Source organism: Acinetobacter sp. DL27 (assembly GCF_055810995.1).
This window is the reverse complement of the sequence record NZ_CM147947.1, coordinates 2,529,739-2,546,858: the sequence shown is the minus strand read 5'-3', so window position 1 is coordinate 2,546,858 and position 17,120 is coordinate 2,529,739. Positions and strand designations below refer to the sequence as shown.

Here is a 17,120-nt window from a genome sequence, read left to right as displayed (position 1 = left end):
GTCAGTATTAAAAAATTTCAAAATATCGTGCGTTATAATAAGCGATTGACTTGTTCAAATCATCACATTTAGTTAAAGTTGCCACCTTGCGTCCACATAAAGTTTAATCGAGAACGTCTCCGTGATTCTAAAAAGACTAATTGGCTTGTTTTCGCCCGATCTAGCCATTGATTTAGGTACAGCAAATACACTTATTTATGCACCAGGACGAGGCATTATATTAAATGAACCGACAGTTGTGGCAATTCGTCACAGTGGTTCACAAAAAATCGTTGCCGCGGTAGGTCTTGATGCAAAGCAAATGCTGGGCCGTACACCTGCAAATATCTCTGCCATTCGTCCAATGAAGGATGGCGTGATTGCCGATTTTGAAGTGACCGAAACCATGCTGAACCAATTTATTGGTAAAGTACATGAAAAACGTCTGTTCCCACCTGCACCTCGTGTTGTGGTGTGTGTGCCTTGCAAATCAACTTTGGTTGAGCGTCGTGCTATTCGTGAAGCTGTATTTAATGCAGGCGCGCGTGATGTTCGTTTGATTGAAGAACCAATGGCTGCTGCAATTGGTGCAGGTATGCCAGTTGAACAAGCATGCGGCTCTATGGTGGTCGATGTTGGTGGTGGTACAACTGAAATTGCGATTATTTCGCTGCAAGGTTGTGTCTATGCTGACTCACTACGTATTGGTGGTGATGTATTTGATGAACAAATCATTAACTACGTACGTAAAGCACATGGTTGCGTGATTGGTGAAACTACCGCTGAAATTATCAAGAAAGAAGTGGGTATGGCTTTACCAGAAGCCGATGCCAAAGCACTTGAAATTGAAGTTCGCGGCCGTAACCTTGCTGAAGGTGTGCCACGTGCGATCACTGTGACTTCGGACGAAATCACGCAAGCGATTTCTGATCCATTACAAAGTATTGTTTCAGCAGTGAAATCTGCACTTGAGCAAACGCCTCCTGAGTTGTCTTCAGACATCGCTGAGCGCGGTATAGTGTTGACAGGTGGTGGTGCATTACTCCGTAACCTCGATAAACTTCTTGCACAAGAAACAGGCTTACCTGTGGTGGTTGCAGAAGATCCTCTAACTTGCGTCACTCGTGGTGGTGGTAAAGTTTTAGAATTCTTCGATAATCCAAATCACGACATGTTATTTGTAGGCTAATAAAGGAATCGGCGGGTGCAAACAAATCTGTTTTCCAGACAACCGCCATCTTTTCGCTCATTTATCATTGCAGTGATCACATGTTTGGTCGTGCTGTTTTTTAACTGGCGCATGCCGCATGTGATTCAACCTGCAAGAGATGTCTTGTACGCCGCTTATAATCCAATTTATGCCGTAGCAAGTTATCCCGTGTTATCGCGAGAGTGGCTGAATCAACAAACCAAGTCTGAAGCTCAATTGCGCCGTGAAAATACCGCGATGCAAGCCGAGTTATTGCAGGCGCAGGTGCGTTTACAAAAATTATCTGAATTATCTGCGGAAAATACGCGTTTACGCGGTCTGTTAGATACACCTTTGATCATTGATGGTCGTATGGAAATTGCAGAAGTCATTGGGACAGATGCCGATCCATTGCGTCATATTATTGTGGTAAACCGTGGTGCCAACAGTCAGTTGAAGGTCGGGCAAACCGTGCTCGATGACAAAGGTATTATGGGACAGATTATTAATGTCTATCCGCATAGTAGTCGTGTCATGTTGCTTTCAGATAAAGAACATTCTCTTTCGGTTCGCTTAGAGCGATCTGGAATGCGTGCCATTGTTTCAGGGACTGGAGATTTGGGTCATTTGAAAATGGAATACGTGCCGACCAGTGCCGAAATCAAAGTGGGTGAAAAAGTGTATAGCTCTGGTTTAGGTGAGCATTTTCCAGCAGGTTATCTGGTGGGCACCATTTCAAAAATCAGTCGTCATAATTCAGGCGAATTTGCTCAAATTGATGTTGTTCCTGCTGCGCAGTTAGCGGGTGGGCATCATGTCGTTGTGTTATTTTCCGATTCTTTAGCGATGGAGCAACCGCATGCCGATCGCTAAACTTCGTGCTGCCAAACAGCGTGACCCTTTATTTCCGATCATTTTTTCAGTGATCATTGCTTCAGTGTTGATGGTTTATCCTTTGTCTTATGCGCTCTCTGGTTGGCGTCCACTGTTTATGATGATGGTGATGCTATTTTGGGTGCTATGCCAGCCGACATGGAGCGGGATTTGGTTTGCCTTTGCAGTTGGGATTTTTACCGATTTACTGCTCGATGCACCTTTGGGTTTAAACGCACTCAGTTTTGTTCTGATTACTTTTGTGTCCCGTTTTTTAACGCGTGAACGTCGGATTATGACCTTTGCCAATATTTGGGTCATCGCTACCTTGGCTGTGGTCGCGCATCTGTTTATTACCTGGATCGCGCAAATTATGATTGGGGCACAGTTTTCCCTTGCACGTCATTGGCAACCGCTGTTGAGTAGTGTGCTGACTTTCCCGATTGTCTACTTCATCTTGAAAAAATGGCGCGTTTAATTTTAGCGTCCAGTTCGGCCCGTCGCCGCGAGCTGCTGGAGCAGCTTGGTCTAGTCTTTGATATCTATAGCCCAGATATTGATGAATCTGTACAAGTAGGCGAGCCAGTAGCTCATTATGTGGAGCGACTGGCATGTACCAAAGCTGAGGCAGTACAGCTTCAATATCCTGATGCAATTGTGATAGCTGCCGATACCAGTTTAGGGGTCGATCAAGAGATTTTAGGCAAACCTGAGTCTAAGCAGCATGCATTTGAAATGTGGGAAAAAATTTCTGGGCGCAAGCATGATGTATATACTGCGGTTTGTGTTCGTACAAATACGCAAATTTCAAGTATAGTAGTTCGTACTGAAGTCGAATTTCAGCATTTGAGTCCGAATGATATGGAAGCATATTGGGCTACATCTGAACCCATTGGCAAGGCGGGAGCCTATGCCATACAAGGCATTGCAGCACGTTATATTCCACGTATAGAGGGAAGCTATAGCAATGTCGTGGGACTACCGTTGCATGAAACGGTACAGTTATTACAGGCAGTTAAGGCACTAAATTAACTGTCTCAAAAGATTTTTTATAATGTTTTGAGTTTGTTATGTCTGACGAGTTATTAATTAACGTCACGCCTATGGAATGTCGCGTCGCGTTAATTGAAAACGGCACGGTCAATGAATTATTTATTGAGCGTACGGTGAAACGTGGTTTAGTGGGCAATATTTATAAAGGTAAAGTGGTGCGTGTTCTTCCGGGAATGCAGGCTGCTTTTGTCGATATTGGACTGTCACGAACTGCTTTTTTACATATTAATGATATGGTTTGGTCACGTAATCAACCCACACCCAATGTTTTTGAGCTCTTACAGCCGGGACAAATTCTTACTGTTCAAGTCATGAAGGATATGCTGGGCACCAAAGGGGCTCGGCTTTCAACTGATCTTTCCATTCCTTCGCGCTATTTAGTGATGATGCCTTATGGCAATCATACGGGTGTGTCTCAACGTATTGAGTCTGAAGCTGAGCGTGATCGTTTACGTTCGATGATTGAGCGTATTCAAGCGGAACATAAACTTCCGGGTTCAGTGATTGTTCGTACAGCTGCTGATGGGATTGCGGAAGCTGCTATTGCACAAGATATGGCTTATTTGGCAAAACTTTGGGAATTTATTCAGCGCAAGCAAATCAGTATTGCGGTGCCATCGTTAATTTTTGAAGAACTGCCTTTACCCCAACGCATTATTCGCGATCTTGCGAGTGAAAAGACTGCTAAAATTTCAGTCGACTCGCGTGAAATACATGGCAAGCTCCAAGAGTTCGTAGAAGAATTTGTCCCTAATATCAAAGAACGTCTCATTCACTATCCGGGTGAGCGCCCAATTTTTGACTTGTATAATGTCGAAGAAGACATTCAAAGAGCTCTACAGACGCGCGTTGCGTTGAAGTCAGGTGGTTATTTGATGATTGACCAGACTGAAGCTATGACGACTATCGATGTCAATACAGGGTCATATGTGGGTGGCCGCTCTTTAGAAGATACTGTGTTTAAAACCAATATGGAAGCGACACAGGTCATTGCGCGGCAGCTGAGACTACGCAATTTAGGCGGTATTATTATTATCGACTTTATTGACATGCAAGAGCAGGAACATCGAACTGAGGTCATGACTCAGTTTGAACGGATGCTTGAGCAAGACCATGCAAAAACCAAAATTACACAGGTTTCTGAGCTTGGTTTGGTCGAAATGACACGTAAACGTACGCGTGAATCATTAGAGCACTTATTATGTGAATCTTGCCCGACCTGTCAGGGACGGGGTTATGTGAAAACAGCTGAGTCTGTATGTTACGAAATCTTTCGAGAAATCATGAGATATACACGTGCGTATCAATCTCAGACTGGCTTTACTGTCGTTGCGCATCCATCAGTGATTGACCGCTTGTTAACCGCAGAAGCGCCAGCAGTCGCTGATTTAGAGCATTTCATTGGTCGTGTGATTAAATTTCAGGTGGAAAATTTATATACGCAAGAGCAATACGATATCATTCTGAGCTGAAATTGTAACAATATATGGTTAAATAGTTGTTACAACTGAAATTTTACTTTCGATCTTAGATTTTTAATACTAGAAACACGGAAATAGCCAAAGCTTATTCTCCCAAATAGGTTTAGCAAATGAGGTGTGATATGGGTGTTAGAGAAGCAATTATTCAACCTAGTTTGAAACATTTATTAGATGCGAAAGTAACGCATAATGCGTATATCGTGGATGATCAGGGTAAAGAAGTTCAAATTACAACTGCCATGATTCGTACTGCGTGTCATCAATTATTAAAACAATGTCGTAGCATTAAAAACTAAGGGGCTTATCGAAGCCCCTTAGTTTTATTGATTATTCTTGTGTTTCTGATTCGTTTTGCGGCATCAACTGACCGCTTGCAGCTTTGGGCCTTCGACCCCCACAATCGCTTCAAAGCGTTGAATCTCTTCTTCTAAGTGCGTGAGTAGATTCTGCATCTTCGGCAGCGCATTTCGACAAGCCGTCAAACCAACTTCAAGTTTATCTAAATAACTGGTCATAGTGATGTTGAGTGCCTGACCATCCAAAATGATTGAGGCAGGGTATAGCGCATCGAGTCGTGCCCCGTTCCAATACAATGGTTCACGTGGGCCAGGAACATTTGAAATCACTAGATTAAACGCTTGGCGCTTAGGCAGTAAGCCTGAGGCAATGTTGAGTCCAGCCGCACTATAAACAAACGCACTATAGTTCAAAATTTGGTTTGAGTTCATGCGTTTGAACTTTTCTTTGGCATTTTGCACACTGCGACGAACAATTGCAAGGCGCTCTAAAGGATCCTCTTTATGCGTGCCTAAATTTGCCAAAATCATGGTGATACGATTCGACATAGACGAATCATCATCGCGAACCGAGGCAGGTACCATGGCTATTAAAGGCTTTTTAGGAAGTGCGTCTTGGGACAATAAATATTCACGCAAGGCACCTGAACAAATCGCCAGTACGATGTCATTAATCGTGACACCCAAACTTTTAGAAATATGACGTAAACGGTCAAACTCAAAAGACTGTGCTGCAAAACGGCGGGAGGAGCTAACCCGCTGGTTAAGAATAGAGCTGGGTGCTTGGAAGCTTGAAACATAATCAGGATTACGTCCCATGTCTTTCATGACGGTTTGTGACAATTCATACATGACACGCGGTGTGGACTCAAGCTGGCCCATTACGCCATTCATTATTTTCTTAAAGCGACTAACATTCGGTTCTTTTAAACGCTTCGCACGAGGGCCTTCAACACACCATGGTGGCACAATACTCTTTGCGTTTGGATCTTGTGATAATGATTTTTCCACCAAACGCATACCCGCAATACCATCCACCATCGCATGGTGAATTTTGAAGTACATGGCAAAACGATTCCCTTCAATGCCTTCAATAATATGACAGGTCCATAACGGTTTAGCGCGGTCAATTAAACTACTGTGTTCCTGTGAAATGTAGGTGAGCAGTTCAAGAATACGCCCCGGTTGTGGGAGTGCGATATGACGAAAATGGTGATCAAGATCAAACTCTTCATCTTCATCCCAAAATAAACCGTTGAGTTTGTTGTTAAATGGAGGAATAGGAATAGATTTGGAGTTACGAATATCTGCAACTAAATTTTGAATGAAGCTGGCAGGTGCATTTTCAGGGATTTGGAATAAGAATAATCCACCGACATGCATGGGTTGCTGGCGTTTTTCAAGCGATAAAAAAATAAAGTCAATCGGATGTAATGGACGCATAGTCTGGATTGCCTCACTGCAATATCTGACCGCTCCTATGTGAGCAATCTTGTTAGAATTATAGAACTTAAAGCTAGTATATCGATTTTTTTTAACAATGGGAGCGCTTTGTGTGTATCCATTGGTTGCGAAAAACCACTGCGAAGCAGTGGTTTTAGTCTTTACTTTTTCAAATTACCTGCATGCAGGCCACATTCTTTGTGTGTCGCTTCCTCCCACCACCAACGTCCTTCACGTTCATGTTGGTTTGGTAACACTGGACGTGTACATGGTTCACAGCCGATAGAAATAAAACCGTGTTCATGTAATGGGTTATAAGGCACTTCCATCATGCGGATGTAGCTCCACACATCGGCACTGGACCAGTTGGCAAGAGGATTGTATTTAATCAACTGTTTGCCTTCACCTGAAAAGCCCGCATCTGCTTGAACAACTGGAATCTCAGTTCGTGTGCCTGGGCTTTGGTCTTTACGTTGACCCGTAATCCAACCATCTAAAGTCGCTAATTTTTTACGTAAAGGCTGAACTTTACGGATACCACAACACTCTTTATGATCATCTTGATAAAAGCTGAATAAACCTTTTTCATTGACCAATTGTTGAACTGCATCTGCTTCTGGGAAGCAAATTTCGATATTAATGTTGTAGTGTTTACGTACAGTCTCGATAAATTGATAGGTTTCTGCATGTAAACGTCCAGTGTCTAAGCTAAAGACACGAAAGGGTTTACCTAAGTTAGCAGCCATATCAATAAGTACGACATCTTCTGCACCTGAAAACGAGATGGCAATTTCACCCGTTTGATTTAGTGCGAGTGCTAAAATTTCACTTGGAGATTTATCAGCATATTCAGCTGCGAGAGCATCAACAAGATCAATAGTTGGAATGGTTGTCATGAGTATCCTGGCAATAGGCTTGGAATCTAACAAGACCTATATTACGTTATTTGCTGCGTATTTTAATAGAGTTGAAATAAGCCACTTATCACTAAAAAATAAATGCTTATGAAAAAAATAGATTTAAAAAACAGCAATGCATTAGACAAATATTAAGCTATGATAGTTCAAAATTTTTCCACGTAAATAAAAGGGAGTATTCATGGAAGTTGTTTGCCTTGATCTAGAAGGGGTGTTAGTTCCAGAGATTTGGATTAACTTTGCTAAAAAAACAGGCATTAAAGCGCTTGAAGCAACCACACGTGATATTCCTGATTATGATGTGCTCATGACACAGCGTTTGAACATATTAAAAGAACATGGTTTAGGTTTAAATGATATTCAAGAAGTCATTGCAGAGATGGGCCCATTTCCAGGGGCAAAAGAATTTGTTGAATGGTTGCGCACACACTTTCAGTTGATTATTTTATCAGATACTTTCTACGAATTTGCCCATCCTTTAATGAAGCAACTGGGCTGGCCAACAATTTTTTGCCATAAGTTAGAAACTGATGAAAAGGGTATGATTACAGCGTATAAGCTGCGCCAACCTGACCAAAAACGTCAAGCAGTTAAAGGATTGCATGGACTAAATTACCGTGTGATCGCCGCAGGTGATTCTTATAATGACACCACTATGCTGGGTGAAGCGGATAAAGGCTTTTTGTTTGATGCACCAGAAAATGTGATTAAAGAATTCCCACAATTCCCTGCAATTCATGGTTATGAAGCTTTAAAAGAGGCAATTCGTAATGCTTCAGTTCGTGATATTCCTGCTTAAAACAAACAGCTATATCTACGAAAACAAAAAGGCGCATCTCAATAGATACGCCTTTTTTGTTGGATATAGTGCTACGTTTTAGAATTTATAACCAAATTTTAGACCATAAGCGATAGCATCATTATCGCTGAAGTCGCCAGCAACTGTACCCCCAGTTTGAGCTTTTGCATCACCCAACCAGAAGTATTTTACACCCGCTTGTAAGAAATAGTTCTCAGCTGGGCTGTATTGTCCACCTAAACCTACGCTCCAGAAGCCTTCAACAGGGCCTAAAGTGGTTACAGGGTTACCTGCACCAGAATCCCAACCTACAGATGCAGAACCAGACCATTTGCTAGTAAATTTATGACCTACACCAACGGTTGCAGAAATTTGATCATCTGAGTAGTCAATTAAATTCTGAGCTTTACCTTTAGCGAGTTTACTAGCACTTGCTAAAGCTGCTGGGCTTACGGCAAACTGATCCCAATGTACCCAACGTACATTGGCAAAAGCTAAAGTATCTTTTGCAATACCTGTTTGAAAATCAAGATTAACCGATTGAGGTGTTACTACCTCAGTTTGGCTACTAATAGAGCGTAAATCGATTCCGCTTGGTAATGTTGGTAAATAGTTTGGTGGAATATAAACATTTGAAGTTTCTGTAGTATCTAATTCATGTTTAATTTCAGAGCGATACGTGATCGCTGCTTTTAGTGCAATTTCAGGGATTTGGTAAGCTGCACCAGCTAACCAACCAAATGCATCACCTTCTTTTAGGTCAATGTTGTAGCCAGAAAGTAATGAGTAGGCTGTACCGCGTAAAGATACATTACCTTTAACTGTTTGGTAAACAGGACCTGCGTAGATGTTCCAGTTTTCGGTTGGTTGGTAACCTACAATTAATGAAAGATTATTGGTGCGTACTTTTACACTTGTTCCTTCAGTACCATCACCAAAAGCGCCTAGATCTGGTGAATATTGTGAGTCGGCACCATAAGGTTGGTCATAAAGTAAACCGAAAGAAAAATGGTCGGTTGCTTGAACTTTAAGTGCAGCAGATGGGAAATAATAGTCATCCGCCATGTCAGTAACAGTTGCGCCGTTGTTGCTTTTGCCACTTACACTTGGGTCGAGCACACTAATCGATGCTTCTGCATAATTTCCAGATTGTAGAAATGGCAGAATAGATTGACCTGAGCGATCAAGACCTGCAGCAAATACTGAAGTTGTTGGGATTAAGCTGAGCAAAATAGCCGAGCGAAGAGCTGTAAGCTTCATAGGGAACATTCCTTGTTGTAGCTTTATGTAAGTGATTGGCACGAAAAGTAACATAAATACAAAAAGAGTAAATGCTCAACTACGGTTGTAAAATGAACTGAAAAGTTAAAAATTGTACTTGTGTAGAGTAAAAACACTAAAAAAAAATATTAATTTTATGATTTATATAGATTTATTTTTAGATGCTGAGTGGTTGATTGAATATTATGCAAAATGTTTAAGTGTTTATTTGTTAGCCAAATTAATCACAAGTGTATAAAAAAGAGCGTAGATGTCATTGTTGAAAATGAAAAAACCATCTTTGCAGATGGTTTTTTCAGCATTAATAATTAGAACTTGTAACCGATTTTTAAACCATAAGCTAAAGCATCATTATCATTAAATTCTGCAACGTAAGTATCAGATCCAAAGTTAGATGCGACTTGCGCTTTTGCATCGCCTAACCAGAAGTATTTTACACCACCAGCGATAAAGGTTGCAGGTGTTGGACTATATTGAAGTCCTAAGCCCACATTCCAGTAGCCTTCAGTTGGCCCAAGAGTTGATATAGGATTGCCGGCACCAGAGTCCCAACCTACAGAAACGTTACCAGCCCATAGGTCATTAAATTTGCGGCCCACACCTACGTTTGCTGACCATTGGTCATCAGTATAGCCAACAATATCAAAGCCATTTGGATTGTCTGGAGTCTGGCCTAACGCACCTAGAGTATCTGCAACAGTTCCGAATTGTTTTAGGTCAATAGAAAAGTCTTTCCAATTCACCCAGCGTACATTTGCAAAGGCAACTGTATTTGCCATGATCCCTGTTTGGAAATCAAGGTTAACAGATTGGGGAGTTGTAATATTTGCGTCTGTTGCTACATCGTAAACAGGGCTACTGCCAACAAAAGCTAATACGTTACTTTGACCATATTCGTGAGCAGATGCTTTGTGGTCAATTTCAGAGCGATAAGTGATTGATGTTTTTAAGGCAATTTCAGGAATTTGATAAGCAAAGCCAGCTAACCAGCCAACTGCACCATCTTCATCTAAATCAGCATTATATAAGCCGAGGCCATTAGCTGAACCATATGCAGCACCACGTAATTGAACATTGCCTTTAATTGTTTGATAAACAGGACCAGCATAGATGTTGAAATTTTCATTTGGCTGGAAACCAAAAATCATAGACAAACTTTGTGTGTCAACTTCAACTTCAGTTGCTTCACCGTTTAAGTGAAATAAACCTGTATTGAGACCGACAAGTGGGTCACTTGTTGAGTATGCAGCTTCCGCACCAAATGGTTGGTCATAAATCAGACCAAATGAAAAATGGTCTGTTACTTGTAATTTAAGAGCAGCTGAGGGGAAGTAGTAGTCATCTCCCATGTCAGAAAGATTGCCGCCACCTGCAGTTGAAATAGCCTTCCCAGATACATCTGGATCTAATACAGAAATACCTGCTTCAAAATAGTTACCAGGTTGCAAGAATGCAGAGATTGACTGACCTGAACGATCTAGAGCAGCGGCAAATGCCCCGGTCATTGGTACAGTTGCTAAAATCATTGCTGTCGTTAATGTCTTTAATTTCATTCTACGTCTTTCCTTGAGGTGCAAATGCAAATGTTTGTTGCTCATTTTGTGTTTATGTTTTTTGGCTTTTGGAGAAGTCGGTTAACCGAAATCATTTGTTACTCCGTGTCACAAAAATAGCACAATTAAAATAAGAGTAAATACTCTAGATATAACTAATCAGTTCAAAAAGTAATCACAATAGAGTTTTTATACTAAAAATATACATTTATACAACCTAAGTTAATGAAAAATATAAATATATAATTTGAAATATAAAATTTATTTTTTGGTTAAAAATTACTCAATTAAGTGTGGTAATAAATCTTTTTTGTGATGCTTATCACTATTTTTCTTTGCTGTTTTATAATACAAAACCATATTTTGTAGATCATTTATCGATTATTTTTATTTAGAAGATCGAGCTATTGTTTTTACATGATTAATATGGTCTACAGCAGCAATGATAATTGTTGCGGATATATTGCGTTGTGTTATAAAAAAACATATAAAAGTTGAATCAAATATTAAGAGCAAAAAACCTTTAGCTTTAAATACAGATGAGTGAAGACAGATGGTCATTAAGCGGTGTAATCAGCACTCAATCTTGGCTTAAATTAAGCTGTAATTTTGTTATACCGTTAAAAGCATAATTTATTAAAAAAGTTAGAGTTTTAGTTCGCTATCGCTCTACTGTGAACCATAAATGATTAGAAGGATGGGCTTTGTTGTACAAACCTATTCTTAAAGCCATCTTTAGCAATATAATTTCCGAATGAAGAAGCCAGCACCTAAAATTGACCGTACAAGCAATTGCTCCTCATATAACCGAGTTCTCATTAATCGTGGAAATATTGCCATTTGGTTTGATCTTGAAACTCAGAGGTATGCTCATTATTGAACAAAGTAGCAAAACCAGAAGTCATACAATATGGCTTCGACTTTTGTCTCTTAACTCGGTTGGAGGAACGCCAAACCAACTTTTAAAGTTGCGACTAAAAATAGATAACTCTGCATAGCCCAACTGTAGAGCAATATCCGTCAAATTCACATTGCCTGCATCAAGCATACGCAGTGCTTCTTTTTTTCGGACATTTTCGAGTATATCTCGATAGCTTGTTCCTTGCATTTTTAAAGCGCGCTGAAGCTTTTTCGGATGCATGCCCATACAGAGTGCGATATTTTCAATGCTGCAGTCTCCTGTCGCCATCAGCATGCGGACTGAACTCTCTATCAGTGCGGTATTGTCTTCAGTTTTGGTGCTGCTTTGTGTTTCAAGCTGCTGTACGATCAGCTGATTGATGGCATCTTCATTAAAATTATAGGGTTTATAGCTTAAAAAGCTTGCAGGAAAATAAAGTGCATCTTCATCGGTTTCAAACTCTACCTGACATGAAAAATGTGCTTGGAAAGTTTGAGCACCTTTTTGTGGTGCTTTTTGCTTGAAGCAAATTTTTTCTGCATGCCACTGCGGGCCAATCAAATCTTTTAAAATATTCGCGACAAGGCAAATGGCCAGTTGTGATTTTTGTGGTACATCGGTGTTGTATTCACTTAAACGCACAAAGTTCAGCTTACAGAGCAGAGCATTATGTTGCGAGACGTGGAAGACAATGCCTTCAGCATGTAAATAGACATATTTTTGCGCCACGCTTAAGGCTTCAAGTATGGTCATTTGTCGGGACATATAGACGCCAATCAAACCGATTGTGCTAATATTTTGGAGTGCACCGAGTTTTAAACCGAAGCAATCATCCTGACAAGCTAAGGCCGCTTTTTCCAATAAATTTAAATAATGATCATAATGAATAAATGAATCTGGATCACGGAGTAAAGCAGGTAAAATCCCGATCTCTTTCAAGATTTCTATAGGGTTTACGCCATAACTACGGACTAAGTCTTCAAAACCGCCGAGGCTGGCTGCACGAATATAACTTCCCATTACAACATTCCGTGTTGTCCTAAAAGATCAATTTAGTGTCCTAAAAAGTCAAGCATAATTCAAGTCATTTGTTAAAGTAGGATAAGAGATTGTCTCAATCAACATAGAAAAGAAGTATTGAATCACCATTTTTAGCCGTGAAAGGAAAAGCATATGCAACTTACGGTTCAGCCTCATATCGAGCAAACAGTGATAGAACAGACATTACACGATTGTTTTCAATTGCAGCGCAAAAGCTTTCATCAACAAGGCATTGAAACGATTGCGCAACGTAAGCAACATTTACTGAATTTAAAAGCACTGATTAACGATCACCGTGAAGCAATTATTGAAGCCCTGAATCGCGATTATGGCAATCGTTCACGTCATGAAACCTTACTGGCAGAAATTATTACGGTCACAGATGATATTAACGGCAGCATCAAACACTTGAAACAGTGGACTAAAGTACAAAAAAGACATGTCGATCATAGCTTGTATTTTGGTGCGAAGAACCGCGTAATTCCTCAGCCACTGGGGGTGATTGGAATTATTGTGCCGTGGAATTTTCCCATCAATTTGATGTTTTCACAGTTGTCGGCCGTGTTTGCTGCGGGAAATACGGCTATGGTTAAAATGTCTGAAAATTCAAGACATTTGGCTGAATTGCTGATTGAGTTAAGCCCCAAATATTTTAAAGCGGAAAAATTACAGATTTTCGATGAGACTGGTGAAGTGGGTATCGCATTTTCAAAATTGCCGTTTGACCACCTGATGTTTACTGGTTCTGGTGCGACAGGGCGTAAAGTCATGGCTGCTGCAGCACAAAACTTAACCCCTGTGACTCTGGAACTGGGTGGTAAATCTCCTGCGGTGATTGACCCTGAATACCCTATTGAGAAAGCTGTAGAACGCATTATGTTTGTGAAACAGTTTAATGCGGGACAAATTTGTACCAATGTCGATTATTTATTTGTACATGAGTCGAGGTTACAAGCGTTTATTCAAGCGGCATCAGTTTGGGTGCAGGAACATGTGCCTGATATTCATAGCAAAGATTATACTTCTGTGATTGATGAGCGTGCATTTCAGCGCTTAGTACATAGCTTGGCAGATGCTGAAGCCAAAGGGGCTAGTTTAATTAATTTAAATCAGCAAGAGCCTGATGCTGCGACACGAAAATTTCCACTGACTTTGGTGTTGAACAGTAATGATGAGATGGAAATTGATACGCGTGAAACCTTTGGCCCGATCTTGATGGTCAAAACCTACCAAAAGCCTGAAGATGTTGTTGACTATATTGTTCAGCGTGATCGTCCATTGGCCTTTTATCCATTTAGCAATAACAAAAGCTTAGTCGAATTTTATATCAGCAGAGTTATGTCGGGCGGGGTTTCGGTCAATGATGCCTTATTTCATGTCGGGCAGCATGACTTACCATTTGGTGGAGTCGGTGCCAGCGGGATGGGGCACTATCATGGCTATGAAGGCTTTTTGACTTTTTCCAAAATGCGTCCTGTGTTTTATCAGGCGGGTTTTTCAAGCTTGAAGTTTCTCGCGCCGCCTTACGGAAAATTTGCCAATTGGCTGTTGAATTTATTGATTCGGATGAAGTCATAAGCGCTTAAATTTAAAAACAGAAAAATAAAACTATTAAAGGAGTTAATAGGATGAATAAAATAGATTTTGATTATGATCAAATTGTGATTGGCTCAGGCTTTGGTGGATCGGTCAGTGCTTTACGCCTTAGTGAAAAAGGCTATAAAGTCCTGATTTTGGAGAAAGGCTTACGCCGTGAAGATAAGGATTTTCCAACCACCAATTTAGACACCAAAAACTATTTGTGGCGTCCTGAACTGGGATTCAGAGGTACGATGCAATTTACTTTCACCAGTAAAACCACCATTTTGCACGGGGTAGGCGTTGGTGGGGGCTCACAAATTTATGCCAATGTACATTTAATTCCACCTGATGCTGTTTTTGAGTCCGAGGCGTGGACCAAGATTCGTAAAGACTGGAAAGAAACCTTAAAGCCGTTTTATGGTCTCGCTCAACGTATGTTGGGTACAGCGAATAATACTTATACCAATATTGCAGATGACACGTTAAAAGAAGTTGCGAGTGAAATTGGATATGCAGACTCTTTTAAAACGGTCAACACAGGGGTATTCTTTTCGCAAGCAGCTGGTCAGGAAGGTCAATTAGCGAAAGACCCGTATTTTAATGGAGATGGGCCAGATCGTAACTCCTGTATTTATTGTGGTGCTTGTATGTTGGGGTGTCGCAACAATGCAAAAAATACCCTCATGAAAAATTACCTGTATTTTGCTGAGCGTAATGGCGTTGAAATTCGTCCAAGTTCAGAAGTGGTGAAAATTAAACCACTGAATGAAGATGGTAGCGCAGGTTACGAAGTAATAGTCAAAGAAACCCTTGGGAAACAAGTTCGTCAGTATAGTTTGCACAGTCGTGGGGTAGTGTTATCTGCAGGGGTGATGGGTACGGTACCGATGTTGTTAAAAATGCGTGATCAGCATAAGACTTTACCCAATATTTCTTCATTGCTGGGACAGGAAGTTCGGACGAATTCGGAAACCCTGACCACAGTAAACAACACAGGAAAAAAACTGGATGATGGGGTGGCAATCAGCTCCTTTATTTCAGTCGATGCAGATACCAATATCGAGGTCACGCGTTTCCCTGAAGGTGCGGATGCTTCATGGATTTATATTCCATATGTGCCGATGGTGACTGGTCAGGGCTTTATACGCTTTATGAAGTTTGTGTTCAATACACTGTTGCATCCCTTAAAAACCTTTAAAGTACTGCGTTATAAGGATAAAGCCAAAGACTCTATCATTTTATTGGTGATGCAAAAATCTGAAGCATTCATTCATTTTGAATGGCGTAGAAAGTGGTATCGATTATTCCAGAATAGTATCACTGCCGTGCAAAAAGAAGGGGACACGCCACTCACCGTTTCATTCCCAGCGGCTGAAGAAGCCACTAAAATGATTGCACAAAAGTTAGGTGGAGAACCAGGTTCTGCACTCACCGAAATTTTACTGGGAACGCCAACGACAGCACATATTATGAGTGGTGTCGCGATGGGCAATGACAAGTCGAATGGCGTTGTGGACTTCACTGGTCAAGTCTTTGGTTATCAAAATTTACGCGTATTAGATGGTTCGATTGTACCTGGAAATTTAGGTGTGAATCCCTCACTAACCATTACCGCACTGTCTGAATTTGCGATGAGTCAAATCCCAGTGTTCTCCGCAGAGCGGGCAGCAAAGATTCAGCGTATTGAATTTAGTCAGCCTTTGGAGGGACAGGTGTCTGATTTGAAGGGTACTGGTGATTTAGCCAGTGCATTAAGCAGTGCTTAAAAAAAGTGGATATGGTTTGGGCTAGTGATGGTGCCTAATAAGGCAAATTTGACAGCCGAAGCAATACAATCTTGAGATCATTAGCCCTCTAAAGCTGTATGACAGCGTTAGAGGGCGTTGCTGATTTTATGGGCTATAATTCAGAAATTCCTAAGCTAAGAAGAGAGCGAAAAGCTGTCTTACCTTTTTACCGATCAATGAGTAATTGGGGGGCATTATTGAGTCTATTCATAAACCCAAAAGCCATAGTTTATTTTTTCTTGTTATAAAATATGACTAGTAAAATCAAAATAATAACTAAGATCAAAGTAATCATGACTGTTTCCATAGCTTGACCTCTAAATCTTGTATTTTATCTAATTTTAACATGCTCATTCGATCACTATATATTCAAAAAAGATCATTTTTTATTCTTAAAATATGGAGTTGCATATATATGTTTATTCATATATAAGTATATATAAAGATTCAATTGAGTTTGAGCACATGTCTGCTACTCCAAAAGTTAAGATTTATCACAACCCTGAATGTGGTACATCACGTAATACATTGGCATTAATTCGTAATGCCAATATTGAACCTGAAGTGATTGAGTACCTTGTAACACCTCCATCTAAAAATGAACTCATTCAAATGATCGCGGATGCAGGTTTAACGGTGAGAGAAGCGATTCGTAAGAATGTTGATCCTTATCGTGATCTCGAGTTGGGCCGTGAGGACTGGACGGATGAACAGCTTTTAGATTTTATGCTGCAGCATCCAATTTTGATTAACCGTCCATTCGTAGTGACTGAATTAGGAACTCGTTTAAGTCGTCCGTCAGAATTGGTTTTAGAAATTCTGCCACTCCCACAAAAGGGGGCTTTTAGTAAAGAAGACGGTGAACAAGTGTTGGATGCAAATGGGCAGCGATTAAAATAAATATGTACTGGGTATCTGTAAGTATTGCTATATCCAGAGGTTTGAG

15 protein-coding genes and 1 pseudogene are annotated in these 17,120 nt (G+C 40.6%); 11 read left to right on the top strand and 5 right to left on the bottom strand.

Features of this window, described 5'->3' with window-relative positions; genetic code table 11:
* Window positions 1-121 precede the first annotated feature (121 nt).
* From AC0KVP_RS12345 to AC0KVP_RS12320, 6 genes are all read left to right on the top strand, one after another.
* On the top strand, window positions 122-1,168 hold the full coding sequence (locus AC0KVP_RS12345; RefSeq protein WP_004694670.1) for a rod shape-determining protein: 1,047 nt from the start codon (window positions 122-124) through the stop codon (window positions 1,166-1,168).
* A 15-nt stretch (window positions 1,169-1,183) separates the two neighbouring features.
* Window positions 1,184-2,041, top strand: coding sequence for a rod shape-determining protein MreC (gene mreC / locus AC0KVP_RS12340; protein ID WP_004694667.1), 858 nt, complete (start codon window positions 1,184-1,186; stop codon window positions 2,039-2,041).
* Entirely contained in the window at window positions 2,028-2,519 is a 492-nt protein-coding gene (gene mreD, locus AC0KVP_RS12335; protein WP_126035663.1) for a rod shape-determining protein MreD, read from the top strand. Before mreC ends, mreD begins: the two co-directional genes overlap by 14 nt.
* Complete coding sequence (locus tag AC0KVP_RS12330; RefSeq protein ID WP_126035664.1) at window positions 2,507-3,073, top strand: Maf family nucleotide pyrophosphatase; 567 nt, start codon at window positions 2,507-2,509, stop codon at window positions 3,071-3,073. Before mreD ends, AC0KVP_RS12330 begins: the two co-directional genes overlap by 13 nt.
* A gap of 38 nt (window positions 3,074-3,111) precedes the next feature.
* Window positions 3,112-4,566 (top strand): ribonuclease G, encoded by a 1,455-nt coding sequence (rng, locus tag AC0KVP_RS12325; RefSeq protein ID WP_004981336.1) that lies wholly within the window; start codon window positions 3,112-3,114, stop codon window positions 4,564-4,566.
* Between the two features lie 131 nt (window positions 4,567-4,697).
* Window positions 4,698-4,871: a PA1571 family protein gene (locus tag AC0KVP_RS12320; protein ID WP_162841312.1), complete on the top strand. Its 174-nt coding sequence runs from the start codon at window positions 4,698-4,700 to the stop codon at window positions 4,869-4,871.
* 63 nt (window positions 4,872-4,934) lie between these two features.
* On the opposite strand, the gene AC0KVP_RS12315 is transcribed toward AC0KVP_RS12320, so the two are convergent.
* A complete protein-coding gene (locus AC0KVP_RS12315; protein ID WP_178896256.1) occupies window positions 4,935-6,314 on the bottom strand; it encodes a WS/DGAT/MGAT family O-acyltransferase in 1,380 nt (459 codons plus the stop codon).
* Window positions 6,315-6,475: 161 nt separating this feature from the next.
* Window positions 6,476-7,210, bottom strand: a complete 735-nt coding sequence (locus AC0KVP_RS12310) for a phosphoadenylyl-sulfate reductase (RefSeq protein WP_473336981.1) — start codon at window positions 7,208-7,210, stop codon at window positions 6,476-6,478.
* A gap of 202 nt (window positions 7,211-7,412) precedes the next feature.
* On the opposite strand from AC0KVP_RS12310, the gene thrH reads away from it, so the two are divergent.
* Entirely contained in the window at window positions 7,413-8,030 is a 618-nt protein-coding gene (thrH, locus tag AC0KVP_RS12305; RefSeq protein WP_473336978.1) for a bifunctional phosphoserine phosphatase/homoserine phosphotransferase ThrH, read from the top strand.
* Between the two features lie 78 nt (window positions 8,031-8,108).
* Here the strand turns inward: thrH and AC0KVP_RS12300 are convergent, their stop codons facing one another.
* Window positions 8,109-9,290 carry an OmpP1/FadL family transporter gene (locus AC0KVP_RS12300; RefSeq protein ID WP_473336975.1) on the bottom strand — a complete coding sequence of 394 codons (1,182 nt, stop codon included), beginning with the start codon at window positions 9,288-9,290 and terminating at the stop codon, window positions 8,109-8,111.
* A gap of 329 nt (window positions 9,291-9,619) precedes the next feature.
* Entirely contained in the window at window positions 9,620-10,864 is a 1,245-nt protein-coding gene (locus AC0KVP_RS12295; RefSeq protein ID WP_473336973.1) for an OmpP1/FadL family transporter, read from the bottom strand.
* A 754-nt stretch (window positions 10,865-11,618) separates the two neighbouring features.
* Between AC0KVP_RS12295 and AC0KVP_RS12290 the strand changes: the two are divergent.
* Window positions 11,619-11,735: pseudogene (locus tag AC0KVP_RS12290) on the top strand (IS5/IS1182 family transposase); the annotation flags it as partial.
* A gap of 30 nt (window positions 11,736-11,765) precedes the next feature.
* Here the strand turns inward: AC0KVP_RS12290 and AC0KVP_RS12285 are convergent.
* Window positions 11,766-12,785, bottom strand: a complete 1,020-nt coding sequence (locus AC0KVP_RS12285; RefSeq protein WP_005399986.1) for an AraC family transcriptional regulator — start codon at window positions 12,783-12,785, stop codon at window positions 11,766-11,768.
* 153 nt (window positions 12,786-12,938) lie between these two features.
* Here AC0KVP_RS12285 and AC0KVP_RS12280 point away from each other — a divergent pair, with 153 nt between their 5' ends.
* The 3 genes from AC0KVP_RS12280 to arsC all read left to right on the top strand — a co-directional run bounded on the left by AC0KVP_RS12280 (window position 12,939) and on the right by arsC (window position 17,074).
* Window positions 12,939-14,384, top strand: coding sequence for a coniferyl aldehyde dehydrogenase (locus AC0KVP_RS12280; protein ID WP_005399985.1), 1,446 nt, complete (start codon window positions 12,939-12,941; stop codon window positions 14,382-14,384).
* Window positions 14,385-14,434: 50 nt separating this feature from the next.
* Window positions 14,435-16,153 (top strand): GMC oxidoreductase, encoded by a 1,719-nt coding sequence (locus AC0KVP_RS12275; protein ID WP_473336970.1) that lies wholly within the window; start codon window positions 14,435-14,437, stop codon window positions 16,151-16,153.
* Between the two features lie 486 nt (window positions 16,154-16,639).
* A complete protein-coding gene (gene arsC, locus AC0KVP_RS12270) occupies window positions 16,640-17,074 on the top strand; it encodes an arsenate reductase (glutaredoxin) (protein ID WP_279736540.1) in 435 nt (144 codons plus the stop codon).
* Window positions 17,075-17,120: the final 46 nt, after the last annotated feature.

Bases quoted from the DNA above. Each gene is read 5' to 3' on its own strand.
- mreD (WP_126035663.1), top strand. From the start codon at position 2,028: ATGCCGATCGCTAAACTTCGTGCTGCCAAACAGCGTGACCCTTTATTT.
- AC0KVP_RS12295 (WP_473336973.1), bottom strand. From the start codon at position 10,864: ATGAAATTAAAGACATTAACGACAGCAATGATTTTAGCAACTGTACCA.
- AC0KVP_RS12280 (WP_005399985.1), top strand. From the start codon at position 12,939: ATGCAACTTACGGTTCAGCCTCATATCGAGCAAACAGTGATAGAACAG.
- AC0KVP_RS12315 (WP_178896256.1), bottom strand. From the start codon at position 6,314: ATGCGTCCATTACATCCGATTGACTTTATTTTTTTATCGCTTGAAAAA.
- arsC (WP_279736540.1), top strand. From the start codon at position 16,640: ATGTCTGCTACTCCAAAAGTTAAGATTTATCACAACCCTGAATGTGGT.
- AC0KVP_RS12300 (WP_473336975.1), bottom strand. From the start codon at position 9,290: ATGAAGCTTACAGCTCTTCGCTCGGCTATTTTGCTCAGCTTAATCCCA.
- AC0KVP_RS12310 (WP_473336981.1), bottom strand. From the start codon at position 7,210: ATGACAACCATTCCAACTATTGATCTTGTTGATGCTCTCGCAGCTGAA.
- AC0KVP_RS12320 (WP_162841312.1), top strand. From the start codon at position 4,698: ATGGGTGTTAGAGAAGCAATTATTCAACCTAGTTTGAAACATTTATTA.
- rng (WP_004981336.1), top strand. From the start codon at position 3,112: ATGTCTGACGAGTTATTAATTAACGTCACGCCTATGGAATGTCGCGTC.
- AC0KVP_RS12285 (WP_005399986.1), bottom strand. From the start codon at position 12,785: ATGGGAAGTTATATTCGTGCAGCCAGCCTCGGCGGTTTTGAAGACTTA.
- thrH (WP_473336978.1), top strand. From the start codon at position 7,413: ATGGAAGTTGTTTGCCTTGATCTAGAAGGGGTGTTAGTTCCAGAGATT.
- AC0KVP_RS12275 (WP_473336970.1), top strand. From the start codon at position 14,435: ATGAATAAAATAGATTTTGATTATGATCAAATTGTGATTGGCTCAGGC.
- AC0KVP_RS12330 (WP_126035664.1), top strand. From the start codon at position 2,507: ATGGCGCGTTTAATTTTAGCGTCCAGTTCGGCCCGTCGCCGCGAGCTG.